The organism is Haematobacter sp. (assembly GCF_032102465.1).
Lineage (GTDB): Bacteria > Pseudomonadota > Alphaproteobacteria > Rhodobacterales > Rhodobacteraceae > Haematobacter.
This window is the reverse complement of the sequence record NZ_DAMDHB010000035.1, coordinates 22,539-39,420: the sequence shown is the minus strand read 5'-3', so window position 1 is coordinate 39,420 and position 16,882 is coordinate 22,539. Positions and strand designations below refer to the sequence as shown.

Sequence of the window (16,882 nt, the reverse complement as noted above, 5' to 3'; positions counted from 1 at the left end):
CTGGTCCACCACAGCGACAGGGGCTCCCAATACCTATCCATTCGCTACAGCGAACCGCAGTCCGAATGGTGAACCATCCCCATGCCCTTGGCGGGCCGCCGATCATACACGGGCTACTCCAGGGCATCGAGAATGAAGCCTGCATGCGCCCAGGTTCTGACGCGCTAACCGGCGATCTTGCGGGCATAGGCGTCAATAACGAAGGCCCATAAGCAAAGCCCTTACAGGTGGCGACGTAAGTGAAGTCGCTGACCCACAGCACGTTCGGCGCAGGCACGCGGAACTGGGGGTTCACCTTGTCCAGCGGACACGGTGCCGATCTGTCCGGGCTCGTCGTCCTGTGTGGCTTGCCACGGATAATCCCTTGGATCCCCCCAGCCCCTTCATCAACCTCCCGCCTGAGTAACGCGCGATGACGAAGCCTTCGTGGCGCAGCTGCCGCCAGACCTTGCGCACGCCCTAGACCCGATAGTTCTCTTCAAAGACCCGCAGGACTCGGGGGCGCAGTGCATCGTCACGGCGCGCCCTGTCGGACTGCCGCGCCGGGTCGGCCCACTTCGCCAGATGGCTGTAGTAGGTGGAAGGGGCGATCGGCAGCACGCTGCAGATCGGCTCGACCCCATGCATTCCCTGATCCCATGTTTCCGGCAAGGCTCAGGCACGGGAGCTCCGCTTTTGGGCTGACGAAGTACCGCCATGATCTGCGTTCCATGGAAACGGCTCTTTCTCATTCGAAGTTCCTCAACTCACGGCTCACGAGAAAATTCTACTGATGCAGCCCCTTAACCATTGAGAGGATTGCCCAGGCACTGGCCGGCTATTGTTTGAGGACAGTGCCGAACGGGTGACAACCGGCGACTGACCCACGGGCATCCACATCACGAACCCGCGCGGCAGGCGCTACTAGTGATTTCAGGGGCGCTGACCGTGGGCGATGCGCAGCTGGACTCTGACAGCTGGCGCCGCCTGCCGTCGGGCTGAGGGGGTTTCCCCCCCCGGCCCGAGGGGCTTCATCCTCCCACGATGCACAGTGATGTGCCGCATCGGAGGCGGGTCTTTGTATCAGGCCTGAAGCGCGGGCCAGCTCCGGTCCAGACGCGCGCCTTCAGCCGCCAGTTCGTCACGCACGACATTAGGAAGGGCGATGCCGCTTTCGAGACGCCTTTGCTTCAGACCCGCCTCTATCTCGCCTGGCAGATAGATCTCGCTGACGCCCTCGGCCTTCGGCACCGCTTTCACCGAGGCGATATAGGCATCCATATTGTCAACGAAATCATCAACCGCCCCAAAGGCGGAAATATCGATTGCGCCGAAGTAATGGCTGACCGGATTCGCCTTATCGGGGTTCGAGGCCATGTCGAGAAGCTGCGTCGAGAGGCGCGAATTGGCGAGAACGCCGCTGAGCACCTCGATCATCCCGGCAATGGCCGAACCCTTCGGCCCGCCAAAGGGCAGGAGAACCCCCGCCAGCGCCTCTTTCGCATCGGTGGTCTGCGCGCCATCCCGGGTCAGCGCCCAGCCCTCGGGGATCGGCTCGCCCTTTTTATTGGCGAGGATGATCTTGCCGCGCGCGACGACGCAGCTTGCCATGTCGAAGACGAAGGGCAGCGCATTGCGCGCCGGGATCGCGATGCTCGAGGGGTTGGTGCCATAGACCGGCGCCCGCCCACCCCAGGGCGCAACCCGCGCCGCACCGTTAGAGCCGGTAAAACCGATCATCCCATGTTCCAGCGCCATGCGCGAGAAATAGGCGGCCGCGCCGTAATGGTCGGAGTTGCGCACCACAACGAAAGAAGTGCCCGCCTCGCGCGCCTTGCGGATCGCGAGTTCCATCGCGCGTTTCGCCGTCACCTGGCCCATCGCGTGGTGACCGTCGACCAGCGCGGTAGCCGCGCGCTCCTGAATTACTTCGGTCCGGGCGACGGGTTGCAGCCCGCCTTGGCGCAGCCTGTTTAGATAGGTCGCCGTGCGGCTGACGCCATGCGATTCGACGCCGGTCAGATCGGCCTCGACCAGCGAATCCGCGACAAACTGCGCGTCTTCCGCCGGAACGCCCGCGCCCTCAAACAGTGTTGCGCAGATCTGGCACAGGTCCTCTGCCTTGATGGTGATGGCCATGCTCAGCGCTCCTCGTAGCTGGTGTCAAAGAAGGTGAAGCCCAGCTTTTCAAGCGCTTCATCCGAATAGGCGGATCGGTCCCAGTTGCCCGCATCAATCGCCGCGCGGGTTTTCAACTCTTTGTCGAGCTTGCCCCGGGCGCGTTGCAGGATTTCGGGGGCTTCCTTCTGCGGGATAATCAGCACCCCGTCCTGGTCACCCAGCACGATATCGCCCGGGTTGACCACCACGCCACCACAGGAGATCGGCACATTGATCTCGCCCGGGCCATTACGATGCGGTCCGCGGGGCGTAACGCCGCGCGCATAGACCGGGAAATCCATCTCTGCAATCGAGGCGCGGTCGCGCATCGCGCCATCAACCACCAGCCCCGCCAAGCCCCGCTTTTGCGCCCAGAGCACCATATTCTCACCGCTGAGTGCAGTGGTCAGATCGCCGCCATCCTCGACGAGGATCACATCTCCCGGCTCGGCCATATCCAGCGCTTTGTGCAGCAGGAGATTGCAGCCCGGGCGGGCGCGCACGGTGAAAGCCACGCCCTTCATGGGTGCCGCATTCCATGGCCGGATCGCAGCGTCGAGACAGAACATCCTGCTCATCTCATCGGCGACATTGGCAACAGGGATCTCGGCAAGGGCGGCCACCAGCTCGGGGTTGGCGCGCGGGAGACGACGATAAATGCGAAGCCCGACGGGGGACATGTTCTCTCCAAAATAGACCATAAGTTCTATTATTGATGAGACATTAGGACTGTCAACTCATCAATATCACGCGAAGATCATCAATATAGCATGAAAGTAGCCCCAAAATCAGAACTTCGGACGCGTTTCACTTGACATACAAGTTCTATTCTAACTATCCGATAAGCGAGATTCTGCACCCCAGGGTCTCAACCCAGAGGAGGAGGTAACTGTGAAACACAGCGCATGGACTGTCGCCCTAGGGTCGATGGGCGCCCTCATGATCGGCCTTTCGACCGAGGCGCAGACGCTGCCCGATTACTACCCGGCCGATTACAGCGAGATCATCGAGGCCTCGCGCAGCGAGGCCGGGCTGATGATCTATTCCAACCTCTCGGCCGAAAATGCCGGTCCAATGGTTGCGGGGTTTCGGCAGGCCTATCCCTGGATTTCGGTCGAGATCATGGACCTTGCCGCGGGCACGCTGCATTCGCGGTGGGAAGCCGAGGCCGGCAGTTCCGCCCGCACGGCTGATCTGTTGATCTCGACGGCGGTGGACCGCTGGGTTAATTATGCCGCCCAGGGCAAGCTGATGGATTACCAAAGCCCCGAAGCGCCGCACCTGCCGGAATTCGCACTGCCTGGCGACGGCATCTATGTGATGTCGACCGACCCGATGGTGCTGGTCTATAATACGCTGCTGACCCCGGCCGGGGATGCGCCGACCGGCGTGGGTGATATCGCCCGCCTCGCCGCAGAAGATCCGGGCACCTATTCTGGGCGCCTCACCACCTACGATCCGCTGAGAAACGCCTTTGGCCTGTCGATCTGGTATGCGGCGATGCGTGACAAGGGCGAAAACCTCTGGCCCGCGCTTGACGTGATCGGCCCCTCGATCCGGGGCGAGAACTCGGGCGGGGCACAGCTCGACAAGGTGGCGACCGGAGAATATGTCGCCTCGATCTATGTCTCGGGGATCGCGGTCTTCCCGCGCCAGCAGCAAAGCGGCGGCGAGATCTATGGCGTGACCTTCCCCGATGACGGCACCCCGATCGCCTTCCGCGGCATGGGGATCCCCTCTGTCTCGGCCAATCCGAATTCGGCGAAGCTCTTCCTTGATTACGCGCTGTCATCGAAGGGGCAGACCGAGCTTGGCAAGGGCGGCGTCACCCCCTACCGCGACGACGTGCCCGAGGCCGAGATCCCCTTCTACACCTATCAGTCCATCGCCGAAATGGTCGGCGAAGAAAATCTGGTTCTGATCAACTTTGACAGCGGCATGGCTGCGGGCGTTGAAGCCTTCACTGCACGCTGGAAACAGGCAACCGGCGAGAAGTAACGACCCGCACCGCCGTTTTCGTGATGGCGGTGCCGCCCGCACCTTCAGGAAATCTCCATGACCCAATCCGTGACCGGCCCGGCCGAACGGACGATGGACAAGGGGGCGATGATCCAATGGAGCATCACCGCCCTGACCGCCGTTCTAGTTCTTGGCCCGCTGCTGCCGATTTTCGTCCAGGCTTTCTCGGCAAAGCCGATCTATGAGGCCGATCCGGGCCGCACCCTTGATAATTTCACCACGCTGATGGGATCGTCCTCATTCCATGACACGCTGTGGAACACGCTGGTTTTCGGCGTGATCACGGCGCTGGTGGCGCAGCTGTCGGGGGTGATCACGGCGATCATGGTCTCGCGCACCAATCTGCCGGGGCGCCGCGTGATTGGTGAGATCTTGATCTGGCCGCTGCTCGTCAGCCACCTCGTCATCGCTTTCGGCTGGTTCACCATGTATGGCCCCTCGGGTTATGTGAGCCTTTGGATGCGGGCCAATCTGGGGTTTGTTCCCTGGAATCTCTATACGGTCGAGGGCATGGGCGTGATCGCAGGCCTGTCGCAGGCACCGCTGGCCTATCTTCTGTGCCTCTCGTCTCTATCCAAAGCCAATGCGCAGCTTGAAGATGCCGCGCGCAGCGTGGGCGCCGGGCCCTTTACCGCGCTGATGCGGGTGACTTTGCCGATGATGCGCCCGGCGATCATCTATTCGACCGTGCTGAATTTCGTGATCGGCATCGAGATGCTGTCGATCCCGTTGATCTTCGGCGTGCCCGCACGGATCGAGACGCTGACGACTTTCCTCTACAACCAGGGCATCAATGCGCCCTCGGGCCCGGATTACGGGATCGTGGCGGCGGCTGCAGTGATCCTGTTGTTCGCGGTATCGGGGCTGGTGTGGCTGCAGGGCAGGCTGATGAAGAACCGCGACCGGTTTGTGACGGTGGGAGGCAAGGCATCGCGTCCGGCGGTCATTGATCTGGGGCGCTGGCGCTGGCCCGCCTTTGTGGTGATCGGCGGTTTTGTCTTTACGACGATCATTCTGGTCTTCCTCGGCGTCTTTATGCGTGCAGGCGTCACCATCCTGTCGCCGCTGGTGCCGATCTGGAATGTTGCGACCTGGGGCAATTTCACCATCATCTTCGATCACGCCAATTACACGCGCTCGATCTGGAATTCGCTGCTCGTGGGCATCATCGGCGGCGTCGTGGGCACGGCTGCAGTGACGCTGATCGCGCTGGTCGCCGTGCGCTCGCCCTTCCGCCACGGCCGCAAGCTTGAACATGTCGCGCTCTTCCCGCGCGCCGTGCCGGGGATCATCGCCGGCATCGGCTTTTTCTACGCGGTGATCTGGGTCCCGGGACTTGATGCACTGCGTGGCACGATCTGGATCCTGATCCTCGCCTTCACTGTGCGCTATATCCCGGTGGGCTTCAGCGCGCTGGCTCCGGCACTTGGCCAGATCTCCCGCGATCTGGACCGGGCGGGATATACCGTCGGCGCGGGCTGGTGGCAGGTTTCGACCCGCATTCTCATACCGCTGCTCAAGCCTGCGATGTTCTCCTGTTTCGCGCTTCTCTTCATCCATTTCTTCAAGGAATATGTGAGCGCGGTCTATCTCTTCCAGCCGGGCTCCGAGATCATCGGGACCTCGATGCTGTCCCTCTGGGCGCAGGGCAACAGCGGTGCGGTTTCTGCCCTTGCCACGATCCAGATCGCCCTGACCGCCACCTTCGTCATCATTGCCCGCAAACTTATGGGAGTCCGCATCTATGGCTGATCTTAAAATCACAAATCTGGTAAAGGCCTTTGGTGCAGTGACGGCGGTGGACAATGTCTCCCTGACCGTGAACGAGGGCGAGTTTGTCACGCTTCTGGGTCCGTCGGGCTGCGGCAAGTCGACGACGCTGGCGGCGATTGCGGGGCTCGACAGGCCGACTTCGGGGCGGATCTCGCTGGGCGAGACGGTGCTCTTTGACGGGACGAGCAATGCCTTCCTGCCGCCAGAGCGGCGCAATATCGGGCTGGTGTTTCAGTCCTATGCGCTGTGGCCGCATATGACCGTGGCCGAGAACCTCGCCTTCCCGCTCAAGCTACGCCGCATCGAAAAGGCCGAGCGGTCGCGGCGGATCGAAGAGGCGCTGGATCTGGTCGAGATGACCGCCTTTGCCGACCGCTATCCGTTCGAGCTTTCGGGCGGTCAGCAACAGCGGGTGGCGCTGGCGCGGACCATCGTCTACCGGCCAAACATCCTTTTGCTGGATGAGCCGCTGTCAAACCTTGATGCGAAACTGCGTGAGCGGGCGCGGATCTGGCTGCATGATCTGCAACGCAAACTGGGCGTGACCACGATCTATGTCACCCATGACCAGGCCGAGGCGATGTCGCTTTCCGACCGGATCGCGGTGATGTCGGGCGGCAGGATCGTGCAGCTGGGCACTCCGAAAGAGGTGTTCGAGACCCCCGCCACACCCTTTGTCGCCGATTTCATCGGGTCGAGCAACTTCCTCACCGTCCAGGTGGAAAGCCGCGACGGCGGGCCTGCCGGGATCCTTGCCGATGGCCAGGCGATCGCGCTGCCTGAAATCGCAGCCGCCGTGCCTGGCCAAAGCCGCCGCATCGCAATTCGCCCCGAATGGCTGCGGCTGCGCCCCTTTGAAGATGCGCGCCCGGCATCGGTTCTGAAGGGCTGGATCACCGGGCGGGACTATCTCGGGGTGCGCACGCTTTATACAGTCCAGGTCGGCCAAGACAGCCTGCGGGTCGAGACCGATGAGGCTATTTCGGGCGAGGAAGTGAGTGTCTACCTTCCGGCGGCACAAACCATTGTTTATAATAGCTGACCAGCAAGAGGGCCCGACATGACCGGTGACGATGGCAAGAATGGTGGCGTTGCGGCGGTGGACAGGGCGCTGTCACTGCTCTCTGCCTTTGGCGTGGGGGATAACAGCCTCTCGCTGACCGAACTTGCCGCGCGCACCGGTCTTTACAAGAGCACCGCGCTGCGGCTGCTGAACTCGCTGATTCAGGCCGAGTATGTCTCGCGCGAGGGGGATGAATACCGCATCGGTCGCGAGATTTTCCGACTGGGCGAGATCTACCGCCGCTATCACGGGCTGCGCGAGGCGGTGATCCCGGCGATGCAGCGGCTGGCGGATGCGACTAATGAAAGCGTCGTGCTGCATGTGCGCGAAGGCGATCACCGCGTCTGCCTGCACAGGATCGAGACAAAACAGCTTTTGCGTTTCGTGATCCGCGAAGGCGACAGCCTGCCGCTTACGGTTGGTGCGGCGGGGCGGGTTTTGCTGGCGTTTTCTGGCAGTTCCGGCGCCCCATATGACACGATCCGCGACAATTTCTTCTATGCCTCGGCGGGTGAGCTGAGCCCGGATATCGGCGGCATTGCGGCGCCAGTTTTTGGCCCTGGCGGCGCGCTTCTGGCAGCTATGGCCGTTTCGGGCCCAGCATCGCGCATCACACCGGATTTCATCGGCAAAGCATGTCCGCTGTTGCTTTCAGCCGCCGCCGAGGCGACCAGCGCCTGCGGCGGTGACCCGGCCGCCCTGCGGCTTGCCGAAAGGCTCGCGGTGATGCGGCGCAAAACGGCCGTCTAGCGAGCCGCAAGCCCTGTCCGGCTGGGCCGCCTGTCAGTCTTCGCGGAGCAGCGAATGGCCATCCTCGCGCCAGTTCAGGCCTGAAAGCAGCTTGCCCGAAACCACATCAACCGTCGTGCGCCGCTTCATCGCAAGCTGGCGCAACATGGCATAGGACAAGATCCTCGGCAGCTACGTCTCGGTGCTGGAGGGCGCGGGGCTCGCGCTCTGGAAGGACCCGAACGTGCGGCGGGTGACCTCACGGTCGGATTTCGACTTCGCCAGCTTCCGGCGTGAGGCGCAGACGCTCTACATCGCCATGAAGCGCGAGGATCTGGAGACGTTGGCGCCCTTGGTCCGGCTCCTCTTCGCCGATGCCATCGCCACCCTGCAGCGCGCCGAGCCCGGCCGGGACGAGCCCCATCCGGTGATGTTCCTGCTCGACGAATTCGACCAGCTCGGCCGCATGCCGATCGTCGAGACCGCGATCAAGACCATCCGTTCCTTCGGCGGCCGCTTCTTCTCATCAGCCAGTCGCTGGCGGCACTGTACGAGCGGAAGCTTTACGGCCGCCTTGCCCGTCTTGCCCTGCAGGCGGGCGCCCCGGTGCAGCTCTTCATGACCCCGCAGGAGACCCATACCGCCGAGGCCATCTCGGACCTGCTCGGCAAGCGCACCGTCGTCGCCAAGAGCGAGAGCGGCCGGCGGGTGCGGTCGCTGAGCGAGAGCGCCAGCCTCAGTCGCCGCTCCGAGGAGCGCCCGCTGATGACACCGGGCGAACTCCTGCGCTTCCCTCTCGACGAGGTGATCGTGTTGCCGCAGGGCCAGCCGCCGATCCGGGCGCGGCACATCCGGTATTACGAGGACCGGCAGTTCCGGCCACTGGTCGCCAGCCAGAATGGGGAGCGGTTCCCGTATCCGCCACCCAGCGTCGCAGATATTCCATCTGCCGGAGTGACGGTGCTGCGGGTCAAGACACCGGACGGCCCCTCGACAGGGGAAGAAAGTGCGGATGACCCTGCAGAACTCCCCGCTTCCCCCCCAACCTAGGATCTTGTTGACGACCCTGACGGTATGCCCGCCACCTTGACCGCACAGGCTAGAGAGCGCGCACGGAAGATCGCACGCGGCCTTGGGCAGCAGGAGCGATAAAGCACGATGCTAAGGCCGCGGGCAGGCCCATCGCACCTGCGACCGCGCCTCGCAGCCATGAGCCGAGAGAACTGTTCCAATCGCTTTCAGCACGACCTGCAGCGTGATTTCGCAGGCCTGCGGAACTGTATCCAGAGCTGCAAAGGGCGGGAAAAGGCGATACGGTGTTCCAACAGAGCACCGGCGGAGGCTAACGAGATGAGCGTTCACAAGCAGAGCGTAAGCTTTACCGACGCGGCCTTCGCCTTCGCGCGCGAACTGGTCGATGCCGGCGAATATCCGAAGGTCAGCGCCGCGGTTTCCGGCGAAATGGCCCGCGCCAAGGCGTCCAGGGAGCGTGAACGCGCCCTTCTGGAAGCCGAGGTACAACGCCGTCTGGCTTTGCCGCCTGATCAATGGGAACCGGTTGCGGCTCTTGACACCTTCGCATCCCGGGCGCGCGATCGCCTCGCCATCCTACGGGCTGCACAAGAGAACAGCACGAAATCCTGATGCGGCAGAGCAAACACCCGCTGGTCGGTCGTGACCTGATCGGCATCGTAGAGCATATCCTGGAGGTTACGCAGGGCGATTTTGAGGCTGCCGAGCGCCAACTTGACGAGATCGACGAATTGCGCGGTGCCATCGCTGCGAACCCATTGTCGGGCATACGGCTTGCGGGGCCGCTTGAAGGTTGGATGGTCCGGCATGGCGGCCGGGGTCATCGACTAACAATCGTGTTCCGGCGCGACTTCGAAAAAGATGTGCTCCGGATTGCCGTTGTGGCGTTTGGCGGACAGGATTGGATGTCCATGGGTGAAACCAGAAAATGGGCAAGATACTGAACTTCTGGAGAATTGCTCGATCCGGGCAGGTTGAGCACCCGGAGCCGCACCCTCAAGCAACTGGTCATGCACGAAGACGAGTGAACAGAGCGAGTGGAGACAGTATGCAAACACATGTCAGCGACAGCGAACTCATCGAGCTGATCTACGCCTCCTTGCTGGGCGAAAGCACCTGGCAAACCTTCCTCGACCGCCTGACGGGAATGGCGCCCGGCTGCTGGTCCGTTCTGCATGCAAACGATCTGAAGAATGGCGAAGCGAGCGTCGGCCTCGTCAGCGGGCGCAGCGATGACGACATCGCCGACTATGCCGGCTATTATCACCACATTAGCCCCTGGGTGCAGCATTGCGTTGTCAGTCCGACGGGACAGGCAAATGTGGTCGAGAGGAGCGTGCCCGGTCACATTCTTGAAAAGACCGAATTCTACGCGGATTTTCTGCGTCCCATAGAAACGCGGTCCGCAATAGGTATCGGCGTCGATCGCGAGGGAGAGCGTTCGCTCATCGTCTCGCTGATGACGCCGGTCGCCTCCGAAGACTACCTGCTGCGGCTGGCCGGACAGCTCACGCGTATTGCTCCGCACCTGATGCGGGCTGGCGAGTTCTATCGCCGCACCAGCTTTGCCGCACAGAGCACCGAGCTTGGCGCTACCTTTTTCGACGCGCTGCACATGGGGATGGTAGTGGTGGGCAGCGGTCGGCGGATCAGGACGTCTTCCGATCTGGCTCGGCGCATGTTCGGGCCGGATGTCGGCCTCGATCCCCTCGGCCGCCTTCACCTTTCGGAACCGATGGCACAATCTCTGCTGAATGCCATGCTGATGCACAGCTATGACGGGCCGAAGCACCGCCGACTGCTGGTGGGCGGAATGCGCGTGACGCTGATCCGGATGGAGGGTGAGCGTGAACGCAGCATCTTCGAGGGGCCGGGCGTCTGTGTGACGCTAGAGTCCCTGCACGGACCCGGCCGCTTTGTGGATATTGATCTGTTTGCATCGGGTTACAGGCTGACGCCGCGCGAGGTCCGGGTTCTGGACGGGTTGATTGCCGGCCGGACGGTTGACGAAATTGCGCGCGAAGCCGGCCGCTCACGTGAGACGATCCGCAGTCAGCTAAAAAGCCTATGCGCCAAGACGGGGGCCCGAGGGCAGGCCGATCTGCTGCGGATAGTCGCAGGCATGAAGGCCTGAGCAGGGGTCCGCGAAGAATTTCCGAACCACCATTTCGACGTGTTTCACCCGGCGGGGTGAAGCGCGTCGCGTTGCCCTGTCTTAGCCTTTGACCGATAGCCGCATCCCTTCCGGCGGTGACTGTATTTTGAAGGCGATAGGGGAATGACCATGAATAAGATGACTTACACCTTGACCCTCGCAGTATTGTCGCTGACCCTGCAACCTGCAGAGGCAGCGACAATCTCAGGCTCATTTATTGGCAGCACGGGTTCCGTTGGTCCAGATACACAATTTTCCGTCACGGAAGATTGGGAGGACGTCACCAGCGATACCTATGTTCTCTCGAAGAGCGGGGCGGCGAGCGGCGTCTTCGGCTCGGGCGCCTTTGCGGCTACGGTATCAGGCAACACCACGACAGGTGAGATCAAGGCCGATCTTCGTGTCAGCCGCAGCGGGGAGCCGGATGTTTCACCTATTCCTCACATTTCTACATGGCTCAGCATTGCCGAGGAATTCCTGCTGACGGGCACAGGCACGTTCAGCGTCTATGCCCTCGTTGATGCCGCCTGGTCATTCCCGGATCAAGGCACCTTCCAATTTGGCCTGCGCACCTGGCCATCCGGAAATCATTACGCCATGGGGCATGATGATTTCTTTGTCGACACCAGCGGGACGCCGGAAACGGTTGCCGGCGGTCAGCACGATTCCTTCAGCAAGTCCGGTTCTGTGACGGATCACCTGCTTATGGCAAGCGTCGATATCCGGGATGCCGACAACGCGCTGCAGTATTTCGATTTCACATTCAACGCCTCGCTGACCAGTTGGTCTGGACGCGCGTTCCTCGACGCAGGTCACACGGCGACCTTCATGTTCAAGACTACCGGCGATCTTGTGGCAACACCGATGACTCCGGGCTTCCTCTCGCAATCGCCGTTGCTGGATTCGGAACCCAATCCAAGCCCGGTGCCCCTCCCGGCCGGGGTGCCGCTGCTCCTGTCCGGTCTGGTCGCCCTGCTCGGCTTGGGCCGACTGAAACGCCGGGCTGCGTGATCCCCTCCCCGAAAACGTGCGTTCACCCAGCGGAATCTGCTCAGGTTAAACTGCCAATCTGAATACCTCGGCCGGCGTCCACAGTTCTGGCTCCCCTGCCCCGGAACGCGCGTCGGTCGGTCATTTTCGACCGTGGCACCGGGTTCATCGACTGGCCGCATCTGCGGGCGGAAGTCGTGACCCAGACATGGTTCTGGGACGCACAATCGCCTCGGCAAAAAGGCGCGGATCGTAATGCCAATAAACGCCTGCGCCGCTGGCGTTGCCGCGACCCGACCCGACCCGACCCGATCAGCTTGTCTCAGGGGGAGGATTCACAAACGAAGTAAAAATTCTGTATGAATATAGCCCGTTGCACTGAGGGTGATGAATGCCCCGCCACTATCTGCATTTGAGTTTGGAAGAACGCCATAACATTGGCAAATGGCCGCTTCGGCCATGTCCGTGCGGGCCGCGTCCGAGGGATATCAGACGGTCAGATCATCGCCGTGAAACCGCATGAGCGCCGCCCAGTTGATGCCGATCAGATCACAGCCCATCACCGCGAGAGTCGCCCGTTCCGCGGGGCAAGCGGCGCGCTCATCGGCCCACCATGCTCGGCCGCGCAGGCTATATTCGGATACGCCTTACGAGAAGGGTCTCTTTGATACCGCAGACTTTCGCCCTCTGTGCGATATGCGGGTTCCGCGCCGCGTGTCACCGCTCCAGCAGGCGGCGCAGGAAGTCCTGTGTGCGCTTTTCCTTGGGGTTCACAAGGACTTCCTTGGGATCGCCCTCTTCGACGATCACACCCTTGTCGATGAACAGCACCTTGTCGCCAACCGTGCGCGCGAATTCGATCTCATGCGTCACCACGACCATGGTCAGGCCAGCCTCGGCCAGAGTGCGCATCACCTGCAGCACCTCGCCGACAAGCTCGGGGTCGAGCGCCGAGGTCGGCTCATCGAACAGGATGACCGAGGGGTCGGTTGCCACGGAGCGGGCGATCGCCACCCTCTGCTGCTCGCCGCCCGAGAGTGACGGCGGATAGACCGACATGCGGTGACCGAGTCCGACACGTTCGAGCAGTTCGCGGGCCCGCGCCTCGGCGACCTTCCGCTCCACGCCATGCACGTAGATCGGCGCTTCCATGACGTTTTCCAGCACGGTGCGATGCGGGAAGAGATTGAACCGCTGGAACACCATCGAGACATGTTTGCGAAGCGCCTTTGCCGATTTCTGATCGACGCGCGTGTTGTCGACGAAAATATCGCCGCCTTGGTAGGTCTCTAGCCCATTGATGCAGCGCAGCATGGTCGACTTGCCTGACCCGGAGGGGCCGATGATGCAAGTCACCGTGCCCTCGGGAATATGGGCGTTGATGCTGCGCAAGACTTGGACATGCCCGTAAGATTTCTCAACGTTCTTGAACTCGATCATTTTCAGACCTTTCGAGAGATCCGGCTTTCCATGAAGCGGATTAGAAGAATGAGAGGGGCGCAGATCGCACAGTAAAGTAGTGCGGCCTGCGAGAAGACTTCGAGCGTGCGAAAGGTCTCCGCGGCGATGATCTGGGCTTGGCGAGTGATCTCGGCGACAGTGATCACCGCGCAGAGGCTCGAATCCTTGATGGCCATCACGATGGAGTTCCCATAGGGTGGCAGGAAGCTTTTGATCGCCTGGGGCAGCACCACGCGCCGCATCATCAGGGCCTTGCCCATTCCCATCGAACTCGCCGCCTCGAACTGGCCCTTGTCGAGCGCTTCGATGCTCAGCCGCATGTTTTCGGCCATGTAGGGGGCATGCGAGATCGCCAGCGCGAGGATACCCGCCGCGATCGGCGGCAGGTCGATCCCGATCGAGGGAAAGACGAAATAGACGTAGTAGATGAACACCAGCGTCGGAACACCACGCAGGATGATCACCAGAACGGAATTGCCTCTGGTAAGGACCGGATGCTCGCCCCAGCGCATGGCTTCGAGGATCAGGCCGAAGACGGTGGCGAGCGCGATGGCACCGAAGGAGATGATCAGCGTCAGATACAAACCTTTGAGGAGGTCGGGCATGAAGCCCAGCCAAGTATCGAATATCTGGGTCATTTTCGTTCCATCCGCCGGATCAGCACGATCAGCGGCACGCTGATGGCGATGTAGATGAGCGCCAAGAGGCTGAAGAGTTCGACGCTCTTCAACGTGGATTGGACGAGGAGATAGGCGGTACGCGAGATCTCGGGAACCGCGATGACAGAGCCCAGCGACGTCGTCTTGAGGATCATTACCACGACATTGGCATAGCCCGGAAGCGAGGTCTTGACCGCCTGCGGCAGGACAATACGCCGCGCCACCAGAAGCGGCGGCATCGCCATCGAGGTCGCCGCCTCGAACTGGCCGCGGTCTATGGCCAGGATGCCAGCACGAAAGACTTCAGCCATATAGGCCGAGAATGCCAGCCCCAGACCGAAAACCACCGCCCAGTAAGGCGTCAGCACGATGCCGATATCCGGCAGCAGAAAGAAGATATAGAAGATCTGCACGAGGATCGGCACACTTCTGACAAACAGGATGAATGCGGACGCGAATTGCGCGAGCACGGGAACTTTCAGCCAGATCAGCATCGCCCAGACCACACCAAGCAGCGTCGCCAGCACAAGCCCCCCTAGCCACAGCAGCAGCGTCGTCCATACCCCTGTGTAGAACAGAGGCAGAAATTCGAGCATTGTCGAAGCCATTTCCAACATCGTCGTCACCTTGAAGTCTGAATTGCCCCCATCCGCATGGGCGGGGGCACCGCCGGAGGCCAAACGTCACGGAGCGATCTGGACCGAAATGCCCCATTTCTTGATGAGCTCGGCCAAGGTGCCGTCGGTCTTGATCTGTGCGAGGATCGGGTTCACCCGAGCGAGAAGCTCTGTGTCACCCTTGCGCACCGAGAAGGTGTAATACTCTGTGAAGAAGGGTTCGAAGCCTTCGACCCACTCCATTTTGTAGTCGGAGTTGGCGCTCATGATCCAGTCTGCGATGGGCATGTCGACCATCGCGGCGTCGATGCGGCCAAGCGACAGGTCGCGCAGCGCGTCTTGGATTGAGCTGTATTGCTCGAAGTTGATGTCATGCTTCCGGCCCGCAGCGATGGCGCTGTTGCCGATGTTCGTGCCGATTTTAGCGGCCTTCATGTCGTCGTAGTTGGCAAGGCTCTTGGGATTGCCGGCAGGCACAAGCAGACCTTGGTGGAAGCTGTAGATCGGCTCCGCGAAATCGACGACTTTCGAACGTTCCTCGGTGATCGAGAAGGATGAGGTGATGATGTCGATTCGGCGGCTTTGAAGCGCCGGCACCAGCGACGCGAAATCGACCGTTTGCAGATCAAATTCGAACCCTCCCCGCTTGGCGACCTCGTTGGCGATGTCGAGCATGAAGCCACTCATCGTATTGGTCTTGGGGTCGAGGAAGTTGAACGGGACCCCGGTGGCTGTTGCCCCGGACTTGATGACATCTGCCGAGGCGGGCGTGCCTGCGGCCAGAACGGCGAAAACCACGGCCTGCATGATTTTGATTAGATTCATTTCAAACTCCCTGTTGTGTGAGCTGTCGGTGGTGGTTTGTCTCCGCACTTTCGCGGATTGTGGGCGGTTGGTGAAAGCGGCTGAGAAAGCGCGCATCAAGCTTGTTCGCCACTTTTTTTTCAGAGGACTACGCCGGATTCTTAAACTGACCTTTCGGTGTAGTAATCAGCGAAAAAATTCTGCTGTCAACATAACTGGCCCGGTGCGAGACCTTCCGTTTGGGCAGCACCAATGTCTCTGGGACCACCACTGCGCACGCCGCGGCGGTCAGCTCTCTCACGGAGGCGCCATGGCGGGGACCCGCTCCCCAGTCAGTGCCTGTGCGGCCAGCGATGCATCGACATTCGCCCCGGAAGCCACAACAGCAGCGGTCCGGCCCCGCAGCGAAAAATTCCCGCCGAGAAGCGCCGCAAGGGCTGCGGCACCACCAGGTTCGACGACCACCCTGAATTCCTCGAAGGCGAAGCGCATGGCCTGCAACACGTCGGCATCCGTCACCGCAATCGCCCCCGAGAGCGTCCGGCGCAGGATCTCGAAGGTCAGATCCCCTGTGGTGCGCGCGTTGAGCGAATCGCAGATCGTCGGCGGCCCCGGCGGAAGCGTGACGCGCGCACCCTGCGCCAGGCTCATGGCAAGATCTTCGTAGCCCACGGGTTCGACCCCCCAGAGTTCTGTCGTGGGCGAAAGGGTCCGCACCGCAATGGCCGTTGCGGCCAGCAAACCCCCGCCGGAGCATCCTGTCAGTACCGCGTCGAGGCTCGCCACCCCCATTGCCGTGGCCTGCTCGACCAATTCCAGTCCCAGCGTTGCCGCTCCGGCCAAGACGCGGCGGTCTTCGAAGGGCGGAATGAGAACCATGTTGCGCTCGGCCGCGATCCGGGCGGCGAGTTCGCGGGACCTATGCACACGCCAGTCATGTTGTTCAACCTTTGCGCCAAGCGCCCGTGTTCGCTCGATCTTCACCGCGGGCGCCCCCTCCGGCATCAGGATGAGCGCCCTGATCCCGAAGCGGGCCGCCGCCCAGGCGACCGCTTGGGCGTGGTTGCCTGAGGAAAAGGCGATGATGCCGCGCGCCCGCTCTTCCGGCGTTAGCGCGGCGATCCGGTTGAGCGCACCGCGAACCTTGAAGCTGCCGGTGACCTGAAGCCCTTCGGCCTTCATCAGCAGGCGCCCGCCCAACATCTTGTTCACGCGGGCGCTTTCCAGAAGCGGCGTCCGCACTAACGCGTCGTTGCGTGCGGCGAGGACCTCTGTCCAGGAGGGCGGGCGCAGATGCCAGGGTGCATCGGGGCAGATCGAATTCAGCGATGTGATGGTTGAGGGAGTGATAGCGGTAGACATCTTGGCAGGCGCCTCTTTCGGGGCGCGACCGGGCTCGAGAAGCACCGGCCGCGCCAGAATCGGTTGCGGACCGTCGGGA

General features: G+C 61.9%; 15 protein-coding genes and 2 pseudogenes. 9 read left to right on the top strand and 8 right to left on the bottom strand.

Annotation, left to right across the window (positions count from 1 at the left end; all coding sequences use genetic code 11):
• Positions 1 to 53 precede the first annotated feature (53 nt).
• From RT513_RS16995 to RT513_RS16985, 3 genes and pseudogenes are all read right to left on the bottom strand, one after another.
• A pseudogene (locus tag RT513_RS16995) lies at positions 54 to 621 on the bottom strand (IS3 family transposase); the annotation flags it as partial.
• Positions 622 to 1,062: 441 nt separating this feature from the next.
• On the bottom strand, positions 1,063 to 2,118 hold the full coding sequence (locus RT513_RS16990) for an Ldh family oxidoreductase (RefSeq protein WP_290687306.1): 1,056 nt from the start codon (positions 2,116 to 2,118) through the stop codon (positions 1,063 to 1,065).
• Between the two features lie 2 nt (positions 2,119 to 2,120).
• The gene (locus RT513_RS16985) at positions 2,121 to 2,819 is read right to left on the bottom strand and encodes an RraA family protein (RefSeq protein WP_313534191.1); all 699 of its coding nucleotides are present in this window, start codon (positions 2,817 to 2,819) and stop codon (positions 2,121 to 2,123) included.
• Between the two features lie 211 nt (positions 2,820 to 3,030).
• On the opposite strand from RT513_RS16985, the gene RT513_RS16980 reads away from it, so the two are divergent.
• The 9 genes and pseudogenes from RT513_RS16980 to RT513_RS16935 all read left to right on the top strand — a co-directional run bounded on the left by RT513_RS16980 (position 3,031) and on the right by RT513_RS16935 (position 11,921).
• Positions 3,031 to 4,137, top strand: coding sequence for an ABC transporter substrate-binding protein (locus RT513_RS16980; RefSeq protein WP_290687308.1), 1,107 nt, complete (start codon positions 3,031 to 3,033; stop codon positions 4,135 to 4,137).
• Positions 4,138 to 4,194: 57 nt separating this feature from the next.
• Positions 4,195 to 5,910, top strand: a complete 1,716-nt coding sequence (locus RT513_RS16975) for an iron ABC transporter permease (RefSeq protein ID WP_290687309.1) — start codon at positions 4,195 to 4,197, stop codon at positions 5,908 to 5,910.
• Positions 5,903 to 6,973, top strand: a complete 1,071-nt coding sequence (locus tag RT513_RS16970; RefSeq protein ID WP_290687310.1) for an ABC transporter ATP-binding protein — start codon at positions 5,903 to 5,905, stop codon at positions 6,971 to 6,973. The genes RT513_RS16975 and RT513_RS16970 overlap by 8 nt, the downstream gene beginning before the upstream one ends.
• 18 nt (positions 6,974 to 6,991) lie before the next feature.
• Complete coding sequence (locus tag RT513_RS16965; protein WP_290687311.1) at positions 6,992 to 7,744, top strand: IclR family transcriptional regulator; 753 nt, start codon at positions 6,992 to 6,994, stop codon at positions 7,742 to 7,744.
• A 181-nt stretch (positions 7,745 to 7,925) separates the two neighbouring features.
• Positions 7,926 to 8,773 (top strand): annotated as a pseudogene (locus tag RT513_RS20890) (type IV secretory system conjugative DNA transfer family protein).
• A gap of 300 nt (positions 8,774 to 9,073) precedes the next feature.
• Positions 9,074 to 9,367, top strand: coding sequence for a hypothetical protein (locus RT513_RS16950; RefSeq protein ID WP_290687312.1), 294 nt, complete (start codon positions 9,074 to 9,076; stop codon positions 9,365 to 9,367).
• Complete coding sequence (locus RT513_RS16945; protein WP_290687313.1) at positions 9,367 to 9,699, top strand: type II toxin-antitoxin system RelE/ParE family toxin; 333 nt, start codon at positions 9,367 to 9,369, stop codon at positions 9,697 to 9,699. The genes RT513_RS16950 and RT513_RS16945 overlap by 1 nt, the downstream gene beginning before the upstream one ends.
• Before the next feature lie 104 nt (positions 9,700 to 9,803).
• The gene (locus RT513_RS16940) at positions 9,804 to 10,889 is read left to right on the top strand and encodes a helix-turn-helix transcriptional regulator (RefSeq protein ID WP_290687314.1); all 1,086 of its coding nucleotides are present in this window, start codon (positions 9,804 to 9,806) and stop codon (positions 10,887 to 10,889) included.
• Positions 10,890 to 11,033: 144 nt separating this feature from the next.
• Positions 11,034 to 11,921: a hypothetical protein gene (locus tag RT513_RS16935; protein ID WP_290687315.1), complete on the top strand. Its 888-nt coding sequence runs from the start codon at positions 11,034 to 11,036 to the stop codon at positions 11,919 to 11,921.
• A 696-nt stretch (positions 11,922 to 12,617) separates the two neighbouring features.
• On the opposite strand, the gene RT513_RS16930 is transcribed toward RT513_RS16935, so the two are convergent.
• The 5 genes from RT513_RS16930 to RT513_RS16910 all read right to left on the bottom strand — a co-directional run bounded on the left by RT513_RS16930 (position 12,618) and on the right by RT513_RS16910 (position 16,803).
• Positions 12,618 to 13,340 carry an amino acid ABC transporter ATP-binding protein gene (locus tag RT513_RS16930; protein WP_290687316.1) on the bottom strand — a complete coding sequence of 241 codons (723 nt, stop codon included), beginning with the start codon at positions 13,338 to 13,340 and terminating at the stop codon, positions 12,618 to 12,620.
• 2 nt (positions 13,341 to 13,342) lie between these two features.
• Complete coding sequence (locus RT513_RS16925) at positions 13,343 to 13,999, bottom strand: amino acid ABC transporter permease (RefSeq protein ID WP_290687317.1); 657 nt, start codon at positions 13,997 to 13,999, stop codon at positions 13,343 to 13,345.
• On the bottom strand, positions 13,996 to 14,616 hold the full coding sequence (locus RT513_RS16920; RefSeq protein WP_290687318.1) for an amino acid ABC transporter permease: 621 nt from the start codon (positions 14,614 to 14,616) through the stop codon (positions 13,996 to 13,998). The genes RT513_RS16925 and RT513_RS16920 overlap by 4 nt, the downstream gene beginning before the upstream one ends.
• A gap of 87 nt (positions 14,617 to 14,703) precedes the next feature.
• The gene (locus RT513_RS16915) at positions 14,704 to 15,444 is read right to left on the bottom strand and encodes an ABC transporter substrate-binding protein (RefSeq protein WP_313534188.1); all 741 of its coding nucleotides are present in this window, start codon (positions 15,442 to 15,444) and stop codon (positions 14,704 to 14,706) included.
• 294 nt (positions 15,445 to 15,738) lie between these two features.
• Positions 15,739 to 16,803 carry a threonine/serine dehydratase gene (locus tag RT513_RS16910; protein WP_290687319.1) on the bottom strand — a complete coding sequence of 355 codons (1,065 nt, stop codon included), beginning with the start codon at positions 16,801 to 16,803 and terminating at the stop codon, positions 15,739 to 15,741.
• Positions 16,804 to 16,882 lie beyond the last annotated feature (79 nt).